We start from the raw sequence: 19,682 nt of genomic DNA on the forward strand, positions 1-19,682 counted from the left end.
GTATAATTTAGTTTTTCTCCACTAGGATATATAGAAAGGCTAACAGTAGAGCCTTTTAGAAGGTTAAGCCAAGCAATTGTGTCTTCATTATTTCTGTCTATGGCAATTGCCTTATTTTTCTTATCTAATATAAACTTAGGTGTCTTAGCGTCTTTTTGTGAAGGCTTAACTTCATCTTTAAACTCAGCAGAAATTTTAATTTTTCCATCCTTAACCATATCTTGTGTAAGGACTTTTGCATTCAAGGCTTCACTTGATAAAAGTTCTAAGCTATCATTTATTTTCCAACCAAGGAAGACTTTACTACTCATACTAGGATTTTCAATCTTGTAGCTACCAGAAGGACTTGTCAAATCTGCGAAAGTTTTTCCAAGAATTCCCTTTAGACTATCACTTGAAGAGCCACCCTTATTAATTAATACTTCTACCATCACTTGGCTTGGTTTTTTTACAAGTTTAGCAATTGCTTCTTCAACTAGCTTTAACTCATGCTTAATATCATCTTCTGTAGCATTATCGAAGTCATATACTGTAAAGCTATTTAAGAAGTTTTCTAAAGTTTTCCTTGAATCTTCTGTGTAAGATTCATCTTTTGTTAGTTTAAAGGCTTCTTCTAGCTTTTTCTCTAGTATTGATGAATCGCCAATTGTTATCAAAGAGTCAAGTGAATTTTGCAAGTCTTTTAAGGCCACTTTTAAAGCTTCCTTATCATTAGAATCTTTTAAGGAGTCTGCTTTTGCTATCTCGGCTTTCAAGGCATCAAAGGATTTTTTTGTAAACTTAGTTTCATCTTTTGCCTTTGCAAGATCAATTTTTTCTTGGAGTTGTTTCTTTAGATTTACAAGTTCCTTATCAACTTTATCCTTTTCGACTATAACAACAAAAGGTGATAGGCTATCTACTTCAAAGCTTACGCTGCCCTTTTCGACAGTTGATGTATAAGTTTTTAAACCATTCTTTGAAAGGTGCTTTATAATAGCCCTTCTTCCATTGTTTTCTTCACCAACAGGCAAGTTTATTTTAAGTTTTCCTTGATAGTCGCCAAGTATTTTTATATCAAAGGATTTTACGATTTCATAAAGCTTGTCTTGTGCAGGTTTTAAAGTTTTATAATCCTTTAAAATAGTTTCAGGAATTGTTATTGTAAGCTTACCATCTTTTGTAGTGGATTTATCTACAACAACAAGCTTTGCTTCTTTAGTAAATTTTCCTTCGATATTAACATTAGAAGTTTTGTCATCTAATTTACTTTCAATATAATCCTTTTTTGCATTTGAATCTGGTTTATTATTTTGGTCCTTATCTTCAGAAACTTCATTAGAATTTTCAACCCAAACCTTGTCCCAAGATTCTTCATATCCATCCTTATAAGTGTAATAAGTTTCTGTAACTTCATTTATGATAGAGTAGTTTACAGCTGACATAATTTGCAAGTATGCCCAATGAGATTTTTTAACATCAGAAAATTCTTTTATTTTAGAATTATTTTTCTTTAAGTCATCTAATGTCAAATATTTATTAGATAATTTATTAAGCATAGTAACTGTTTCTGCTCTTGTGACTTTTCCATCAGGTTTAAAGCTTCCATCTGGATAGCCCTTTATTATTCCATTGGCACTGGCTCTTAATATTGCGGCTTCAAACTCATGACCTGCAATATCATTAAATCTTGGTCCACCTGACTTATCTGCTAGAAGAGGGTATAACATTCTAACAAATTCTCCCCTAGTCATAGGGACATCAGGCCTAATATTACCATCCTTAGCAAGCAACATTCCCTTAGATCTTGTATAGTTAAGAGCTTGGTTGTACCAAGAGTCTTTTGTGTCCTTAAAATCTGCTTTTAAATTTGATGCAGTGGCATTTTCTAAGACCCAAAGCATTTGAGCAGCTTCAGCTCTTGTGACAGAACTATCTGGTTTAAATAATCCATTAGGATAGCCAGCTATAAAAGATTTTTGAGAAGTCTTTTTAGTATGCTTAACTTTTGTTGGCGAATATTTTTTTGTTAGCCTGTATTCATAATGACCTGTGGATTCTGTCTTTGGCTTGGAAATATTTTTATTTACCTCTTCTTTAATAGGATCTTTTTCTTCTACAATTGAAGTATTGTTATTTTCTCTTGATGGATTTTCACTAGGCTTATCTTCAGTATTTGTGTCATTTAGAAATACAAAGTCAGAGCTTTTTGCTTCAATGCCATTAGCAAGTTCTACAGAGAAAACAATTTTTAAAAGTTCCGTATTTGGAAAGCCTTTTTTTAATTCATTTTCTTTAATACTTATTTCATATTTATTGCTTGTCACAGAAGTCCTATCTTGATTGTTATTTGGAAGCTTCTTAATGTCATAGTATTTTCCATCTAAAATGTGATTTTCAAATTTTGGAACAGTTGCCACAGAAGTTGCATCTAAATTTTGTCTTGTTTCATAGGAGTTTTTATCAATCCTATAAATTGTAAGTTTAGGATAGGAGTCCTTGGATAGATTTTGCAACTCAGAGGAGTAACTTACTTTTCCATCATTTAATTGTGCATGGAGCCTACGGTTATCATATTTATTAGTTATAACTTTTTTATCTTCTAGATTCATATCCAGTTTAATATTTTTTGTTTGTTCTTCAAACTTATTATTGAAGTAAGAAACAAGTTCCTTCTTTTCTTTATCGTTAAGACTTGTTTTGTTAGCAAGTTCCTTAGCTTCTTTAATTGCAGTTTTGAAATCACCTATAGTTGAAGAATTTTTATCAATATTTACACCTGGTTGATTTAGGGCAGATTCATTTATTGTAATATCCTTAATATAATTTTTTGCAGCATTGACACTTTCATCTGAAATATCAACCTCTTTTTCAGGAAGATAAGGTCTTTCTTCCTTTTCTCCCTTATGGAGAACTAACATATATGCAATGTTAGGATTTGAATTTGCAATTGCATCTAAAATTATTGGAATATAACCAGGGACGTTTATATTAACTGTATCACCAATCTTAATTCCATAAACATAAAGGAAATCACCTTCGACCTTATAGCCCTTTTGTCCAAGAACTTCATCTTTAACAAGGCTTAACTTTTCCTCTCCAAGTTTAACCTCTCCCTCGCCCTTAGCTAATTTATTTATCCATTCCTTTGAGTCGTCGCTTTTTCCATTTATTTGTGTTGATTTGTTGTGGAAAGGATTAGTAACAAGTTCAACTCTTTTTAGGAATTTGCCTGGTTTTTTGTCTTCAAAAGCAGGTGGAGTTTCGCCTTCAATTTTATTATCTCCTGATGGATTGATAAGATTACTTCCTATTTTCTTCTCATCTAATATCTTAGGAATAGAACTGTGTCCCCAGAACTCAGGATATTCTTCTGCTACTTTGCCGGTTCCATTTTTACCGTTATTGATACTTCCTATAACATTTTTTGTTATTTTAACACTATTTTCCTTTGCAGGTGTTTCAGTGTTTCCATTTCCACCTCTTAGGTAAGCAGACTTTGTAGAGATTATTCCATCTCCACAAGCAGCGTAGCCACCTTCTCCAGTTTGACCAGTTCCACCCATAAGGGCAAGACCTCCGTCACCTAAAACTTTACCCTTATTTTTAAGAACAAGGGCATTACCACCACGAGATGTAGTTGCAGCGGTTCCACCACCATATACATAAAGATTTGAATCCTTTAAGACAGTAAGAGATCCACCATCAATTTCCATACCAGTTTGACCCCTATAAGGCAAGCCATTTGCTTCGCTTCCTGTTGGAGATTCATCTCCTTTTACAAAAACATTTCCCTTTATAAAGGCCTTACCCTTAACAAGGACAACAGGTCTTGTGTTTCTTATAGCCTTATTGGCATCTGTCAAATTATTTGTATTTGAATAAATATAAGAGCTTTCCAAAACCGCTCCATCCTTTAGGATGATTTGTCCTTGGATAGATGATCCAGAAACAACTTTTGCACCTGAAGATTTTCCAAGTTCACCTTTAAAAGTTCCCTTAGGATCGTAGTTTATCCTAAGTCTACCGCCATCAACTGTTATTCTTCCATAAATTGATGAATCATGAACATTTAAAGTAGCACCTTTTTTTACAATTATATTTACTCCAGAGAAGACCTTCATATTTACAAGTGTAAGATTAGTTCCTTCTTCTAGGATGAAATTTTGAATAGGAATTCTTTCCTCATCAGGTCTATATTGGAATTTCTCTCTATTTGGATTTTCACTTATTGGCAAAATCAATCCTAATTGTCCATAGGTTCCACTTTCATGAGATCCTAGCCATAGATTTATGTTCTTGGGAACAGTAAAGGATTGATTAGCTCCCTTATTATTTTCATTGAAATAACCAATATACCAAGGTTCTTGATTGAATAAGACCTTGTTATTTTGAGTTGTTTTAAGTTTTGTATTTACATCCTTCATAACCTTGTCTAGGTAAGTTGATTTTATATCAGAAACAGAGAACCAAGCAGCATTACTAGTAGCCCTTCTTCCATATATATCAACTAGTTCTACCTTTACAGGATAGTCACCAACATTTTTTGGTTCACCTGCTAGGGTAATTGAAGAGTCCGAAGCGTTAAAGTTAGCTTTCATTCCAGACTTAGGGTCTAAAGTTATTTTTGTTAAGCCCTTATCAACTTCTATATCAGATTTGGAAAGCTCTTTCCAAGCTTTTGGATTAGGAGCTTGGTTTTCTTCGGTTATTTGACCATAGACTTTTATGTCGGAGTTCTTGTTGTCACTTGCAGCTCCAGTTGATGCACTTACTGCATCATACTTTCTTTGTCCCACAAGAGCACCTTCAAAATAACCCTCTAGCTTTAAGTGAATTTTTCCCTTTGGTGGATGTGCTAGGTCTATGCTTTCGCACTTGCCATCCTTTAGGATAAAATGAAGCTTTCTTCCATCATTTAGCTCAAGAGTTATAGTATGTTTGTTCTTAATAGTCTCTATGTAGAGTTTTCCATTTTCAATAGCATAACCCTTTTTTCCAAAAGTCCAACCGATGTAATTCTTTGAAATTTTTTCGTGCTTAAAAACCGTGTCAGTCATTATGCCCGAAATTTTATCTATGGTCTCCTTTGGCTCTATGGAAAATTCCATATATTTATCATACTTATGCTCTAGTTTTAAACTTACTTTTTTGTCATTTGTAGCTTGTGCAAATACACTTATTGAATTGAATAAAAGCGTTAAGCACAAGATAAAAATCACAGATGTTTTTTTAATCATTGTGTCCTCCCTAAATTGATAAATATTATCGGTAGATATTTTAGCAAAATTATTTTTTGTAAGCAATAAATATAAAAGCATCTTAAAAAATTTTTAGACATTTATAATTTGATTCCGTATGACTAATAGAATATAAGCTTCTTTTAAGAAAAAATAAGAAAATAGTGGTACAATAGGTCAAGTAGAGAGGGACGAGTGAGGTGATGGTATGGAAAAATTTATTAGAGTTCGTGACGGTGCAAGGATTTTTGTAAAAATTCTTGGAGAGGGCGAGGACCTTCTTCTCCTTCATGGCAACGGCGATGATTCCAATTTTTTTGAAAAGCAAATAAAGGAATTTAAAAAAATTTACAGAGTAATCGCCATGGATACAAGAGGTCACGGGAAGAGTGACAGGTCTAAGGACTTAAATATGGAGGACCTATCTCTTGATGTCCTAGATGTCTTGGACTTTTTAAAAATTAATAAGATAAACCTTCTCGGCTTTTCTGATGGAGCAAATCTTGCCCTAACCTTTGCCAAGAATTTTCCAAATAGGGTTAAAAGACTTATTTTAAATTCTCCCAACAAAGAATTTTCTCAAGTCAAGTTGATACCAAGGATTTTATCTTATATTTTTTACTACAACTTATTGTTTTTATCCAAGATCTTCACAAGTCTTGAATATTATTTCTCTGTCTACTCATTGATTTTTTCTAAGCTAAAGATAAAGGACTCGGACTACGAGAAGTTTGACTTCCCAGTTTTAATTTTGGCTGGAGAAAGGGACTTAATTTATCTTGAGAACTTTTATAAAATTGCTAAAAAAATAAAAAAATCTAAATTATACATTATAAAAAATCACGGTCACAAGGTTGCCAGGTCAAACCCCAAGGAGTACAACAAGGTGGTCCTTGATTTTTTAAAAAAAGAGGTGAAGAAATGAAGAATTTAAAAAAAATATTATCTTGGATAAGGCCCATCTTCCTTGGCGGGGTCATATTACTTGTTGTCCTTGAATTTACAAAACTAAGAAGGGAGATTTCCTTAGAAGAAATTTCAGCAATCTTTTATCAACTTTCCTTGGTAAAAGTTTTTGCTATGGGAGTCTTGGGTTTTCTTGCCGTATCCCCAATGATATTTTATGACATCTTGTTAAGTGACTTCTTGAAACTGGACAGGAAGAAGTCCTACATAATCAAAAGGTCTATTACAGTTAACTCCTTTAACAACCTAATAGGCTTTGGCGGAGTTATAAATCTCGGTCTTAGGATAAGATACTATGGACAGGGCAAGGAGGACAAAAATCTTTTAAAGTTTTTAGTTAAGTCCCTCTTGTTTGACATAGCAGGTCTATCAATCTGGGCATTCTTGTCCCTAATTTATATACTCATATCAAGAGAGGAAGTTCTCCTCCACTATAGCCCTTGGCTTTTTGGAGCAATCCTCTACTATCCAGTTTTGTTTTTTGTTTCAAAATTTAAAAATGATGGAGATTTTTCCATTTCCAAAAAATACGCAAGAGACGTGTCCTTGGTTTCCCTTGTTGAATGGACCTGTGCAAGTCTTTTCTTCTACACAATAGGACTTTTTCTTGGTGTAAGACTTAGTGTATTTAAGGTCATTGGAGTTTTTGTAATTGGATGCATCCTTGGTCTTGCTTCCTTTATACCAGGTGGTTTGGGATCCTTTGAACTTGTTATCCTAGGTGCCTTAAAGTCCTTTGGGATTGAAACAGATTTAATTTTATCCTGGCTTCTCTTGTACAGACTCTTTTACTACATCCTTCCCTTTATGCTAGGTGCAGTATTTTTTGTTCATGACTTGGGATCTATCTTTGATGAGAAGAATGACAAAATTCCCTCGAGAATAATAAAGTCTCTGGGTCTTGATCTCTTTTCTCTCATGCTCTACCTTGGTGGGGTCTTTATGATTTTTTCATCCACAATTCCCGACGAGCTGTCAAAGTTTCATTGGCTTAGAAATTTTTCTCCCATAAATGCCAACTTGCTCTACCAATTCCCAAGCATAATCTTTGGGCTTGCCTTTATTATTTTGGGACGAGCTAAGAGGGAAAGAGTGAAGAGGGCAGGAAGACTAAGTCTAATAATTTTGAGCCTAGCCTTAATTTATTCAATCTTTTCAGGCTTTGGCTTAATTGAAATTTTATACATCTTAATATTAATTTACCTTGGTGTAAAAACTAAAGATGTGGCAACAAGAGAGCAATTTGTTTACTCACCAGAGACCCTCACTCTGGACCTACTTGTCCTTGCATCAATCTCTCTTGTGACAATTTATTTTGTGGCTTTAAATTATAGGCTCACTCCCATAAACTACAAGGACTTTCTCTTGATTCCCTTTGAAAGGTCCTTCCTCAACGTTTTCTTCTTCTTCTTGATTTTAATTTTTATAATGAAGACCTTGATAGGATATTTAAAGGGCGAAAGAGTTAAGTTAGGTGAAGAGTTAGACATAGACAAGGTCATGAAGATTTTATCAGACTACGAGTCTGGACCAGAAGCTCCTCTTGCCCTAGTTGGTGATAAGAAAATTTATTACTATGAAGAAGAGGGTCAGGCAACTTGTGGTATATCCCTTTACACCTACTGGGATAGGGTTATTGTCATGGGCTCACCCTTTGGCAAGAAGGAGGACTACAAGAAGCTACTTGAAAAATTTGTAAGTGATGCAGACCTCTATGGTTACAAGGCAATTTTTTATGAAGTTGGAGAAGAAGAAACTATTAAGCTTCATGACTTTGGCTTCTCCTTTATAAAGTTTGGTGAAACTGCATCCATTGACCTAGAAGAATTTAGCTTGGAGGGTCGTGACCACAAGTCACAAAGAAATGTAATGTCAAAATTTGAAAAGAACTCTTACACTTTTGAAGTAGTAAGTGGTCCCTTTGACAAGGACTTCTTAGATACTCTTGAAGAAATTTCAAATGACTGGCTTGGAGGAAGAAGGGAAAAGGGATTTTCTCTTGGCTACTTCGACAGGGACTATCTGGGCCTTTGTGACATGGCAATAGTAAAAGATGCAGATGGAAAGATCCTTGCCTTTGCAAATATTATGCCCCACCCTGGAGATACCTGGGCAACAATTGACCTCATGAGGTATTATAGAGAGGGAACTCCCAACAGCATTATGGAATATTTATTTTTAAATCTCTTCCTCTACTTTAAGGACAAGGGTAAAAAATATTTTGAAATGGGTATGGCACCACTCTCCAATGTTGGAATCAATAGCAATAGTTTTGTGGAAGAAAAGATTGCTTACTTGGTCTATAAGTTTGGCTACAAGTTCTACTCCTTTGAAGGTCTACGAGCTTACAAGGAGAAGTTTAAGCCTATCTGGGAACCAATTTATCTTTCCTATCCACAGAAGTCTTGGCTTCTTTACACAATGATTGCCATCTTCATGGTGGATAGCTTGGCGGCAAAGAAGAAGGAAGAATAAAATTATTTTTAGAAGCTTATAAGAAAAAACTTGTTAAGACCTAGATAATAATTAATCAAGAAAAATTTAAAATTCAAATGTATTTCCACAATATAAAAAAATTTATGATATAATTAATTCATTACATTATGGAGGTTATTAGCTATGTTGTCATATCCTATGAATTCAAAATTATTTAGGGATAAATTTCACGGCCTTATAGACTCTATATTTGCGACTAATTTTTTAATATGTATTTTTGGCTCATCTTTTTGATGAGCTTTTTTAATTGGAGGAAGAATGGAAGATTTTTATTTTAGGAAGAACGAGGTGGAAGAATAATGTGTGGCGTTATTGGGATATACTCACAAAATGATGTGAGCAAGAAATTATTTTACGGACTCAATTCCCTTCAACACAGGGGACAAGAAGCATCAGGTATTTGCGTTTTTAATGGCAAGGACATGATATTAGACAAGGGTATGGGACTTGTCTACGACAACTTTGATGAGGAAAGTTTTTTAAAGCTAAAGGGAAATGTTGGTATAGGTCACGTTCGTTATGCGACAGCAGGTGGATCCTATAAGTACAACTCACAACCCCTACTTGCCTTTTCAAAGAACAGGGAGTTTGCACTTGCTCACAATGGAAACCTTGTGAACCATCAATCTATTAGGGATGAACTTGAAGATGAAGGCATGCTTTTTCAAACTGCTATTGACACAGAAGTTATCCTTTCATTAGTTGCAAAATATTACAAGGGCGACATTGTGGAAGCAGTTAAGAAAACTATGGCAAGGATAAAGGGAGCCTACAGTGTTGTAATGCTTTTTGAAGACAAGTTAATTGCCTTTAGGGACCCAAATGGTTTTAGACCACTTCTTATTGGCAGGGCAAAAAATGGAGAAGTAATAATTGCCTCTGAAAATGCTCCTCTTGAAATTATTGGAACTGATGCCATAAGAAATGTTGAACCTTCAGAAATTATTGTTGTGGATAAGGATGGAATTCACTCAGACTATTTTGAAAAAGATGAAAAGAAACACTGCATCTTTGAATATGTTTATTTTGCAAGAACTGACGCTACCTTAGACGGAGTTAATTCCTACAACTTTAGGAGAAGGTGCGGGGAAATTTTATCAAGAGAAGCTCCTGTTGAGGCAGACCTTGTAATTGCAGTTCCCGACTCTGGTACTCCAGCCGCCATGGGTTATGCCCAAGAATCTGGAATTCCTTTTGCCGAAGGTCTTGTAAAGAACAGGTATATGGGAAGGACTTTTATAAAACCAACTGCTGAAGAAAGAGAGCTTTCTGTAAAATTAAAACTCAACCCTCTTGAAACTGTTTTAAAGGGAAAGAAAATTATCCTAGTTGATGACTCCATTGTAAGAGGAACAACTTCAAAAAATCTTATCAAGAGAATGAAAAAGGCTGGAGCCAAGGAAGTCCACATGAGAATAGTTTCTCCTCCAGTAAAGTTCCCTTGCTACTATGGAATTGACACACCTTCCAGACAAAAACTTATTGCTGCAAATTATTCTGTGGAAGAAATGAGGAAGAAGATTGGAGCAGATTCCCTTGCCTTTATATCTATGGAGGGAATGTTAAATGCTACTTTGATGAAAGAAAATAAATTCTGCGAAGCTTGCTTTAATGGAACTTACGCAGTGGAGCCAAAGGAGTTAGTTCAAGATGAAAAATAATGTTAAGAGAATTTATATCTGCAAGAAAAATGAATTTGACCACCAATCAAAGGCCCTAAGAGAAGAAATTAAAAACTCTCTTGGAATCGAAACTACTTATATAAAAACCTACAGGAGATATGATGTAGACATAAAAGACGAAAGCCTAGAAAAAACTTTAGCCAGCGTTTTTTATGAAGCTCCAGTAGAAGAAGTTTATTATGAAGACTACAAAAAATTAGAAGCTTCCTTTGAAAATCCTATTGGAATCCAATACCAAGCAGGACAATTTGACAACAGAGAAGAGGGACTTATCCAAACTCTTGCCCTTTTCACTGACGAAAAGCTAAGAGCCAAGGTCACAGAAGTTTATGACATTGGAGGAGTAAGTCAAGCTGACCTTGAAAAGATTAAGGCCTTCTTAATTAATCCTGTTGACTCCCAAGAAGTTGACGTATATAAGGAAACTGAACTTAGGGAAGATGCAAAGGAAAATCACGAAAACCAAGTATATGAAGGTTTTAATAAACTTGACAAGGACGGACTTATTAAGTTTGTTGAAGAAAAGTCCCTTGCCATGAGTCCAGAAGACTTAGAGGTATTGCAAGACTACTTCAAGTCAGAAAACAGGGACCCAAATGAAACTGAAGTGGCAATAATTGATACTTATTGGTCTGACCACTGCAGGCATACAACTTTTAACACAGAGCTTGATGTTGACTTTAATGTTGTTACTGAACTTGATAAAGAAATCAAAAGAGTTTTTGACGACTATTTAAAGATGAGAGAAGAACTTGGAGTTAAAAAGCCAGTTACCCTAATGGGACTTGGCACAATTTTATCCAAGGAACTTAGAAAAAATGGAAAGCTAGACGACCTAGAAGTTTCATCTGAAATAAATGCCTGCTCTGTAAAGATCAAGGCAAAGGTAGAAGTTGAGGGCAAGCTAGAAGACCATGACTACCTACTTATGTTTAAGAATGAAACCCACAACCACCCAACAGAAATTGAACCCGTTGGCGGTGCATCAACTTGTCTTGGTGGTGCTATAAGAGACCCACTTTCTGGCAGGTCTTATGTTTACCAAGCCATGAGGGTAACTGGAGCAGGAGATCCTTTTACTCCAATTGAAAAAACTCTTAAGGGAAAATTGCCACAAAAGAAAATTGTCACAGAAGCAGCACTTGGCTACTCTTCTTACGGCAACCAAGTTGGAGTTGCAACTGGACTTGTTGACGAATTATACCACCCAGGTTATGTGGCAAAGAGGATGGAAACTGGTGCAGTTATAGCAGCTTGTCCTCTTGAAAATGTAAAGAGAATCGAACCTACTGAAGGAGATGTAGTTATCCTTCTTGGTGGAAGGACTGGTAGAGATGGCATTGGTGGAGCAACTGGCTCATCAAAGTCCCACAAGGTTTCATCTATTGAAACAGAATCTGCCCAAGTGCAAAAGGGTAACGCTCCAGAAGAAAGAAAAATCCAAAGACTATTTAGAAATCCTGAAGCAGCAAAGCTAATCAAAAAGTGTAACGACTTCGGTGCAGGTGGAGTTTCAGTTGCTATTGGCGAGCTTGCTGACTCCATCGAAGTAAAACTTGACAAGGTTCCCCTAAAGTACATGGGACTAAAGCCAAGAGAAATTGCAATTTCAGAATCTCAAGAGAGAATGGCAGTTGTTATAGACAAAGACGACGTAGACAAGTTTATGGAACTTGCTGAGAGGGAAAATCTTGAAGCTACCTTAGTTGCTAGGGTAACTGGCGACAAGAGATTAAAGATGTACTACAAGGATGAACTTATCTGCGATATGAGTTACGACTTTGTAAACCAAACTGGAGCAAAGAGGTTTGAAGAAGTTGAAGTTGTAAGTGAAGACCTTCCAAAATTCTTAAACAAGAAAGATGGACTAGAAGAACTTGAAAAATATTTACAAGACTTAAATATAACTTCTAAGAGGAATATGATTGAGCTCTTTGACTCATCAGTAGGCGCATCAACAGTCTTGCAACCTCTTGGGGGCAAAAAGCAAAACACACCAGCCCAAGTTATGGCAGCCCTTATCCCAACAGATGATGGCGAATCAAAAACAGCTTCAGTTATGTCCTATGGATTTAATCCAGAATTATCTTTTGAATCACAATTTCTTGGTGGCTACTATGCAGTAGTTGAATCAATTGCAAAACTTGTGGCAGCAGGAGCGCCACTAGAGGGCATTAGACTTTCCTTCCAAGAATTCTATGAAAGGATGGACAACAAGAAGGCATGGTCAAAACCACTTAAGTCACTTCTTGGAGCCCTAAAGGCATCAAGATTCTTTGACGCACCACCAATTGGGGGCAAGGACTCCATGAGTGGAAGCTTCGAAGACATAAATGTTCCACCAACTCTAATTTCCTTTGCAGTGAATACTGTGGATGCGAAAAACATCATCAGTCCAGAATTTAAGGGCAAGGGCAAGCTTGGTCTTATAAGAACTAAGAGAGATGACATTGGGGCACTTGACCTTGATATGGCAAAAGAAAATTTCTTAAATCTTCAAAAAGAAATTGAAGGAGGAAATATAATTTCTGCCGCAGCTATAACTCACAAGGGAAGCCTTCCACAAATTTTTGAAATGGCAATAGACAATGTGGGCTTTGACATAAAACTAGATGACCTTTACTCACCACTTTACGGATCCTTTATAGTTGAGTACCTAGAAGACAGGGACTTCATAGAAAAACTAGGTGATTTTAAAGAAGATGAAATGATTGTTAACGGAGAAAAACTAGATATAGAAAAGTTATCTAAGGCATATCTCACAAGAATGGATAAAATCTTCAAGCCACTTGACTCACATAAATTAGAAAAGATTGACCAAGCTAAGGCTCCAAAGAGAAGGATGAAGTCTAAGAAGCCAGTTGATGAGGTTAAGGTTGTTATACCAGCCTTCCCTGGCACAAACTCAGAATACGATACAGCAAGAGCCTTTGAAAGAGCTGGAGCAAAAGCAGAAGTTGTAATCTTTAGGAACAAGGACGACAAGGCCCTTCAAGAATCTATAGAGGAATTGGCAGAAAAAATTTATAAGGCACAAATCCTTGCAATACCTGGAGGCTTCTCACTAGGAGATGAGCCAGGTGGATCCGGTAAATTTATCGCCAATGTAATTAGGTCAGAAAAAGTTAAGAAGGCAATCGAAACTCTATTAGAAGTTAACGACGGACTAATCCTTGGAATTTGTAACGGCTTCCAAGCCCTAGTTAAGACAGGACTCCTTCCTTATGGCAAGATCAAGGACCTTGAAGAAGACGATCCAACTTTAACATACAACACTTGCTCAAGACACATTGCAAGAGTTGTGGACACAGTTGTCATGTCCAACAATTCACCATGGCTTGTAAAACTAGAAGAAGGCAAAACTTATAAGGTTCCAATTTCTCATGGAGAAGGAAGATTCATTGCAAGTGAAGAAGCTATCAAGGAAATCTTAGACAAGGAACAAGTTGCTCTTTGCTACGCAGATGCACCAAATGGTTCAGCATTAAACGTAGAAGCACTAATGTCAGAAGACGGAAAAATCCTTGGCAAGATGGGACACAGCGAAAGATTTGTAGAAAACACATTTAAGAACATTAGGGATATGGAACTTGAAGACATCTTCACAGGAGGAGTAGAGTTCTTTAAGAAAGACTAAGTTTAAAAATTTATAAAATTAAGTGGGGCTAGTTTTCTAGTCCCTTTTAAATGCAAATTTTTAGGAGTATAATTTAGTCAAATAAAAATTAAAGAGGGGGAGAATATGTTACTTAAAGAAATTTTTGACGAAATAGATAAGAGACAAGATGAGATGGTAGAACACCGTCGCCACATTCATGAGAACCCAGAGCTTTCCTTTGAAGAAGTTGAAACTGCAAAATACATCGCTGACTACTACAAGGGCAAGGATGTGGAAGTCACAAAAAATATGGGAGGCAATGGACTTAGGGTTGTCATTGACACAGGTAAGCCTGGCAAGACTATTGGACTTAGGGCAGACTTTGACGCCCTTCCAATTCAAGAAGAGACAGGACTTCCCTTTGCATCAAAAAATGAAGGAGTAATGCACGCTTGTGGTCACGATGCCCACACAGCCTACCTAATGGTTTTGGCAGACATCTTGCGAGAAAAGAAAGACCAACTAAGGGGTAAGATTGTAATTATCCACCAACACGCAGAAGAGACACCTCCAGGAGGAGCAAAGCAAATGATTGAAGCTGGGGTCCTTGACGGGGTGGATAATGTATTTGGTATTCACGTAATGTCAGCAATGGACTACGGAGAAGTCCAATACCACAAGGGCAATACCCAAACAGGTAGGTCAAAGTTTTCTATTAAGTTCCAAGGGGTAGGCGGTCATGGATCTATGCCTCACCTAGCAAATGATTCTATAGTTGCAGCTTCACACTTTGTCACAGCAGTTCAAACTATTGTATCAAGAAGGGTGTCTCCCTTTGAAAATGGAGTTGTCACAATTGGTTCCTTTGAGGGAGAAGGAAGCTTTAATATAATAAAGGACTCTGTGAGATTAACAGGAGACATAAGGTCTATGTCAGATGAAACAAGAGAAAAAATTGAAAGAGAAATAGAAAGAATTGCCAAGGGAATTGGCGAAACTTTTGGGATGGAAGTCCAAGTAGAATGCAAAAGCGACTATCCAGTCCTCTACAATGACCCAGCCATGACAGACCTTGTAGTAGATGCAATCAAAGAAGCAGATATAAAAGAAGTCAAAAAAATTTACGATGGAGGACCTCAAACAGCATCAGAAGATTTTGCCTACTACGCAAAGGAAAGGCCATCTTGTTTTTACTTTGTAGGAGCAAAAAAAGAAGACGCACCCTATGCAAACCACAATCCTAAATTTGACATCAGAGAAGATGCTATGATAGTATGTGCCAAGACCATGGCAGCAGTAACAGTGAAGTATTTAATGGAAGACTAATAAAATAAATTTTTGTAGCTGACACTTTTAGGAGTCAGCTATTTTTGTTAAGTTTAGGTTAAATTTATAGAAATTCCCTCCTAGACAAAAGTTTTATATTATAATCGTAAATGCAAAAGAGTTTTTCTTATTTTATAAAGGAGGATGTTATGGATCCTGTTAAGAGAATTAGTGAGATGGAAAAGATTTTAAATGATCACAATGCTTTGATTGAAGACCTAAGAGCTTCAATTGAAAAGTTTGCTGACCACAAAGATGAATATATGAAGCTTAGCAATTATTACAGCTCTCAAGAATATTTTGACGACCTAGAGAGGTATGATAAGGGTGAGTTACCAGATGACCTTCTTTGTGGAGTCCTTTCTGAAGATGCTGTCTTCGACCTCTTTGGCGAAAACTTTAACCTTGCCATTGAAATGCTTGAACTTGCAACTGATGTAATTAAAAACCGTTAATAAAGAAGCCGCAGGATTTTTTTCTCCTACGGCTTCTTTTAAAATTTTTAGTTAAAGTTATTGCTTATAAATTCTCTTATGGCATTATTTATAAAGCTTAGGACTATTGATGCCCAGAAGGCTGTCCCAAAGCTTCCGATGTGGGCTGCGGGCACAAGGCTAAAGGCAAGGTTAAGGACCACTGCGTTAACAACAAGTGAGAATAGGCCCAGTGTTAAAAGTGTAATTGGGAAGGACAAAACCTTTAGGATTGGTTTTATTGTAAGGTTAACCAGTGAAAAAATTATTGCCATTGCCACAAAGGCACTTGCTTTTTCAAAATATACATTATTAAACATTAGGTCTAGTAGGTAAAATGACAAGGCATTTGCCACTAGAGCGCCAAGTATTTTCTTCATGTCTTCCTCCTTTATGTATATTGTATTCTTATTATACCCCAGTCTGGAGTTTTGTAATATCATTTTATGGGAATAGCTTCTTATATATAAAAATACCCTCATTACTTGCTTACCAAGTAAAGAGGGTACACACTACAATTTACGATTTTTATTTTTTATTCCATGCAGTAATTTTATCCATGTAAGGTTTAAGTTCTTTTACATCGCCTGGGTTAAATACAGGATCTTTTCCTTCTTTAAGTTGTTTCATATAGTCATTGTAAACACCAACAGAGATTTTTCCTAAGAATATTAATACAACTAAGTTGATTACTGCCATAATACCCATGAATACGTCTCCTGTGTTCCAAACAATTGAGAAGTCCCCAACGCAACCAAGAATTACAGCTATAAGGACAATTACCCTGTAGATATTAAGGGCATTTTTACCAAAGTTTAGCTTTAAGATGTTATTTTCTCCGTAGTAGTAGTTACCAACAATTGAAGAGAAGGCAAACATCAATACACAGAATGTTAGGAAGTAGTTTGACCAACCGCCAACTTCATTTGCAAGGGCTGCTTGTGTGATTTCTAATCCTTTTAGGTCTGATGCATAAATTCCTTCGCCAGATAAGATTACAACGAAAGCTGTTGCTGAACAAACAAGGATTGTGTCTAGATAAACTCCAAGTGCTTGGATAAGACCTTGTTTTGCAGGGTGAGAAACATCTGCTACTGCTGATGCGTTTGGTACTGCACCCATTCCAGCTTCATTGGAGAAAAGTCCACGTCTAATACCATTTAGGATTGCTGTTCCAAATAAGCCGCCGAAGCCTGCTTTAAGGGAGAAAGCTCCTTTGAAGATTAGACCAAACATATGTGGTACAAGAGCAATGTTCTTTATTACTATGAAAAGTACAACTGCCATATAGATAATTGCCATAAAAGGTACAAGTAAACTTGTTACATCAGCGATTCTTCTTAGTCCACCAAAGATAATTAATCCAGCTAGGATTATTAGTACAAACGCTACTATTTTTTTGTCAAGACCAAAAGAAGAGTTAAATCCAGCAGCGATTGTATTAGCTTGCATTGCGTTAAAGTTAATACCATAAACTACTGCTATTACAACGGAGAATAAGGCTGCAAGCTTTGGTTTACCAAGAGCCTTTTCCATGTAAAAAGCAGGACCACCTTTGAAAGTTCCATCAGGGTTTCTTTCTTTAAATACTTGACCAAGAGTATTTTCTACAAAGGATGATGCTCCTCCAATAAGAGCTGTTACCCACATCCAAAATACTGCGCCAGGTCCACCAATAGATACGGCTGCGGCAACACCAACGATATTACCAGTACCAATATGTGATGCGGCTGAAATTGTGAAAGCCTTAAAAGGGGAAATTGAGTTTTTATCCTCAGCTGGTTTAGAAATTAGCTTTATTGCATGTCCAATATTTGTTATTTGACCACCCTTGATTTTGAAAGTGTAGAAAAGTCCAATTCCAAGTAGTAGTGGTATAAGCAAGTATGTATAAATAGTGTCACTCAAAAGGCCAGTGGTCATTGAGAAGGCATCAGCATACATTTTTTGCCCAAGTAAATTTCCTATGTCATGAATAGTTTGAATTATAGTTCCCATAATTACTCCTTATAAAAATATGTTTAAATTTAGATCGTTTGACAAGATTTTCAAAAGATTCTTGCCACGTATTGAGTTTCCTGACTCATCAAGTCTTGGAGAATAAGTGCAAATGCCACACTTACCAGGTACGATGCCAAGTATTGCTCCGCTGACCCCACTCTTTGATGGAATTCCAACGTTTAGAAGGAATTCTCCACTTTCTTCATACATACCGCAGGATGCCATTTGTGCAAGGACAATTTTAACTGCTTCTTTTGAAACCATTTCGTCGCCTGTTACAAGATCAGAACCACCATTAGCTAAAACTGCTCCAAGATGAGCAAGTTCACTTGCATTAATTCCTATGGAACAATTTCTTATATATAGGTCTAGAACTTCATCGGCATTTAAAGAAAAGATTTTTTTGCTTCGTAGGTAATAGGCAATTGATTTGTTGACATCAGTAGTTTCCATTTCAGATGAGTAAACTTCTTTTAAGAAAGTGATTTTTTCGCTGTCTGATAATTTCTTTACTAAATTAAGAACTCTTTGGAACTTTTCGTCCACGTCTTTACCAACTATTAAAGATGCTGTTGTAATGGCACCAGCGTTTATTAATGGATTAGATGGTTTGTCATCTATTGGTATTAGAGAGTTAAACTTGTATTTAGTTGGTTCAGTCCCAACTTTTTCAAATACATCTTGTATAGTGTTATCTTTTAAAGCCATTATAAGTGAGATAACTTTTGAAATAGATTGCATAGAGAAAACAGTGTCTATATCACCGAAGTCGTAAACATCTCCTGTTGTAGTTACAATAGATAAGGCAAATCCATTTGGATCAACATTGGCAAGTTCTGGTATGTAAGTTGCTAGCTCACCCTCTCCAATAAATCTTTCACTTTTCTTTATGGATTTTTCAATTTTTTTCACTATTTCTTCTCTTTTTAAAAACATAATTCACCTCCTATTGTTGAACTTGGAAAAATATTATAGCATAAAAAAGAAATCGGTTTCAATATTTTTTTGGTTTAATAATTAATTGATTTAAGAATTACGGAATTTACAAATTTGTGATAAAATTATTTTATAAAAAGATCTAAGGAGATGGTTTAATGAGAAAGTACAATTACGTATCTATTCTATTAATTCTTATAGTCGATGCAATACTTGAGGGTATCTTGCAAAATATTTTTGACGGCAACCTTTTAATTATTGCTGGCTTCGTGTCTTTTATTTTTGACTACATAATTTGCAGGGGACTTCTTTATAATAGAGAGGGAAGTTTTTCTGATTATATAAGTGGAATAAAGACTATGACAGGCAAGGTCTTTTTAATGAATATCTTGGCGGGAGCCATTGCTGTGATCCTACTTACCCTTGCAATGCTTGCCTCAGGAGCAGGATTTTTATTTACTTCTTATTCAGTTGAAAATCCCAAAGTATTTGTAAGCTTTGTAGTTTTATTTACCCTAGCAATAATTTTCACATCGCTTCTTTTTGCCTACATGAATTTCTTCATGGCAGATGATAGATACAGAGACCTGGCCTTTTTTAAAAGCCTTAAGCTTATTGTTAAGGCAGGTATAAAGTTATTTTCTGAAAGCTTTATGGCAGGCGTTAAGGCCTATAAGATTACTTTGATATCTACAGCCATTGTAATTGTTGTATTATTATTTACTCCCGTAGCAGGTCAAATTGCACTAATATTTGGAGTAATTGCTGTTATTGCTCTCTTCTTTTGTACACCAACATTCCGTGCCAGCCTATCTGACATCTACCTCGATAGGTCAGAGGAAATTTACGAAGAAGTCATGGGAAATAAAAATTAAATTATAAAAATTTGCCACTTGTTAATGTGGCATTTTTTATTTCAAAGAAAAACAAATAAAAAAGAGACTCTCATAAGTCTCTTCAGACTGATGACAAAGCAGGCAAAAAA

At 35.9% G+C, this 19,682-nt stretch carries 11 protein-coding genes; 7 read left to right on the top strand and 4 right to left on the bottom strand.

The window, feature by feature from the left end; translation table 11 throughout:
* The coding region (locus HMPREF1864_RS07100; RefSeq protein ID WP_197415086.1) for an S-layer homology domain-containing protein at positions 1-5,219 on the bottom strand (5,219 nt) is incomplete at its 3' end.
* 208 nt (positions 5,220-5,427) lie between these two features.
* Between HMPREF1864_RS07100 and HMPREF1864_RS07105 the strand changes: the two genes are divergently transcribed.
* The 6 genes from HMPREF1864_RS07105 to HMPREF1864_RS07130 all read left to right on the top strand — a co-directional run bounded on the left by HMPREF1864_RS07105 (position 5,428) and on the right by HMPREF1864_RS07130 (position 15,742).
* Positions 5,428-6,144: an alpha/beta fold hydrolase gene (locus HMPREF1864_RS07105; protein ID WP_062572104.1), complete on the top strand. Its 717-nt coding sequence runs from the start codon at positions 5,428-5,430 to the stop codon at positions 6,142-6,144.
* Positions 6,141-8,660 (top strand): bifunctional lysylphosphatidylglycerol flippase/synthetase MprF, encoded by a 2,520-nt coding sequence (gene mprF / locus HMPREF1864_RS07110; protein WP_062572105.1) that lies wholly within the window; start codon positions 6,141-6,143, stop codon positions 8,658-8,660. Before HMPREF1864_RS07105 ends, mprF begins: the two co-directional genes overlap by 4 nt.
* Positions 8,661-8,980: 320 nt before the next feature.
* Positions 8,981-10,342 (top strand): amidophosphoribosyltransferase, encoded by a 1,362-nt coding sequence (gene purF, locus HMPREF1864_RS07115; protein ID WP_062572106.1) that lies wholly within the window; start codon positions 8,981-8,983, stop codon positions 10,340-10,342.
* Positions 10,332-14,000: a phosphoribosylformylglycinamidine synthase gene (locus HMPREF1864_RS07120; RefSeq protein WP_062572107.1), complete on the top strand. Its 3,669-nt coding sequence runs from the start codon at positions 10,332-10,334 to the stop codon at positions 13,998-14,000. The genes purF and HMPREF1864_RS07120 overlap by 11 nt, the downstream gene beginning before the upstream one ends.
* 105 nt (positions 14,001-14,105) lie before the next feature.
* Positions 14,106-15,287 (top strand): amidohydrolase, encoded by a 1,182-nt coding sequence (locus tag HMPREF1864_RS07125; RefSeq protein ID WP_062572108.1) that lies wholly within the window; start codon positions 14,106-14,108, stop codon positions 15,285-15,287.
* A gap of 149 nt (positions 15,288-15,436) precedes the next feature.
* On the top strand, positions 15,437-15,742 hold the full coding sequence (locus HMPREF1864_RS07130) for a DUF4298 domain-containing protein (protein WP_062572109.1): 306 nt from the start codon (positions 15,437-15,439) through the stop codon (positions 15,740-15,742).
* Between the two features lie 47 nt (positions 15,743-15,789).
* Here the strand turns inward: HMPREF1864_RS07130 and HMPREF1864_RS07135 are convergent, their stop codons facing one another.
* The 3 genes from HMPREF1864_RS07135 to glsA all read right to left on the bottom strand — a co-directional run bounded on the left by HMPREF1864_RS07135 (position 15,790) and on the right by glsA (position 18,697).
* Positions 15,790-16,140: a phage holin family protein gene (locus HMPREF1864_RS07135; protein WP_062572110.1), complete on the bottom strand. Its 351-nt coding sequence runs from the start codon at positions 16,138-16,140 to the stop codon at positions 15,790-15,792.
* Positions 16,141-16,288: 148 nt separating this feature from the next.
* Entirely contained in the window at positions 16,289-17,758 is a 1,470-nt protein-coding gene (locus HMPREF1864_RS07140) for an alanine/glycine:cation symporter family protein (RefSeq protein ID WP_156435963.1), read from the bottom strand.
* 9 nt (positions 17,759-17,767) lie between these two features.
* Complete coding sequence (gene glsA, locus HMPREF1864_RS07145; RefSeq protein WP_062572111.1) at positions 17,768-18,697, bottom strand: glutaminase A; 930 nt, start codon at positions 18,695-18,697, stop codon at positions 17,768-17,770.
* Between the two features lie 158 nt (positions 18,698-18,855).
* Between glsA and HMPREF1864_RS07150 the strand changes: the two genes are divergently transcribed.
* Complete coding sequence (locus tag HMPREF1864_RS07150) at positions 18,856-19,572, top strand: hypothetical protein (RefSeq protein WP_062572112.1); 717 nt, start codon at positions 18,856-18,858, stop codon at positions 19,570-19,572.
* Positions 19,573-19,682: the final 110 nt, after the last annotated feature.

Source organism: Peptoniphilus sp. DNF00840, assembly GCF_001553125.1.
GTDB classification, from domain to species: domain Bacteria; phylum Bacillota; class Clostridia; order Tissierellales; family Peptoniphilaceae; genus Peptoniphilus_A; species Peptoniphilus_A vaginalis.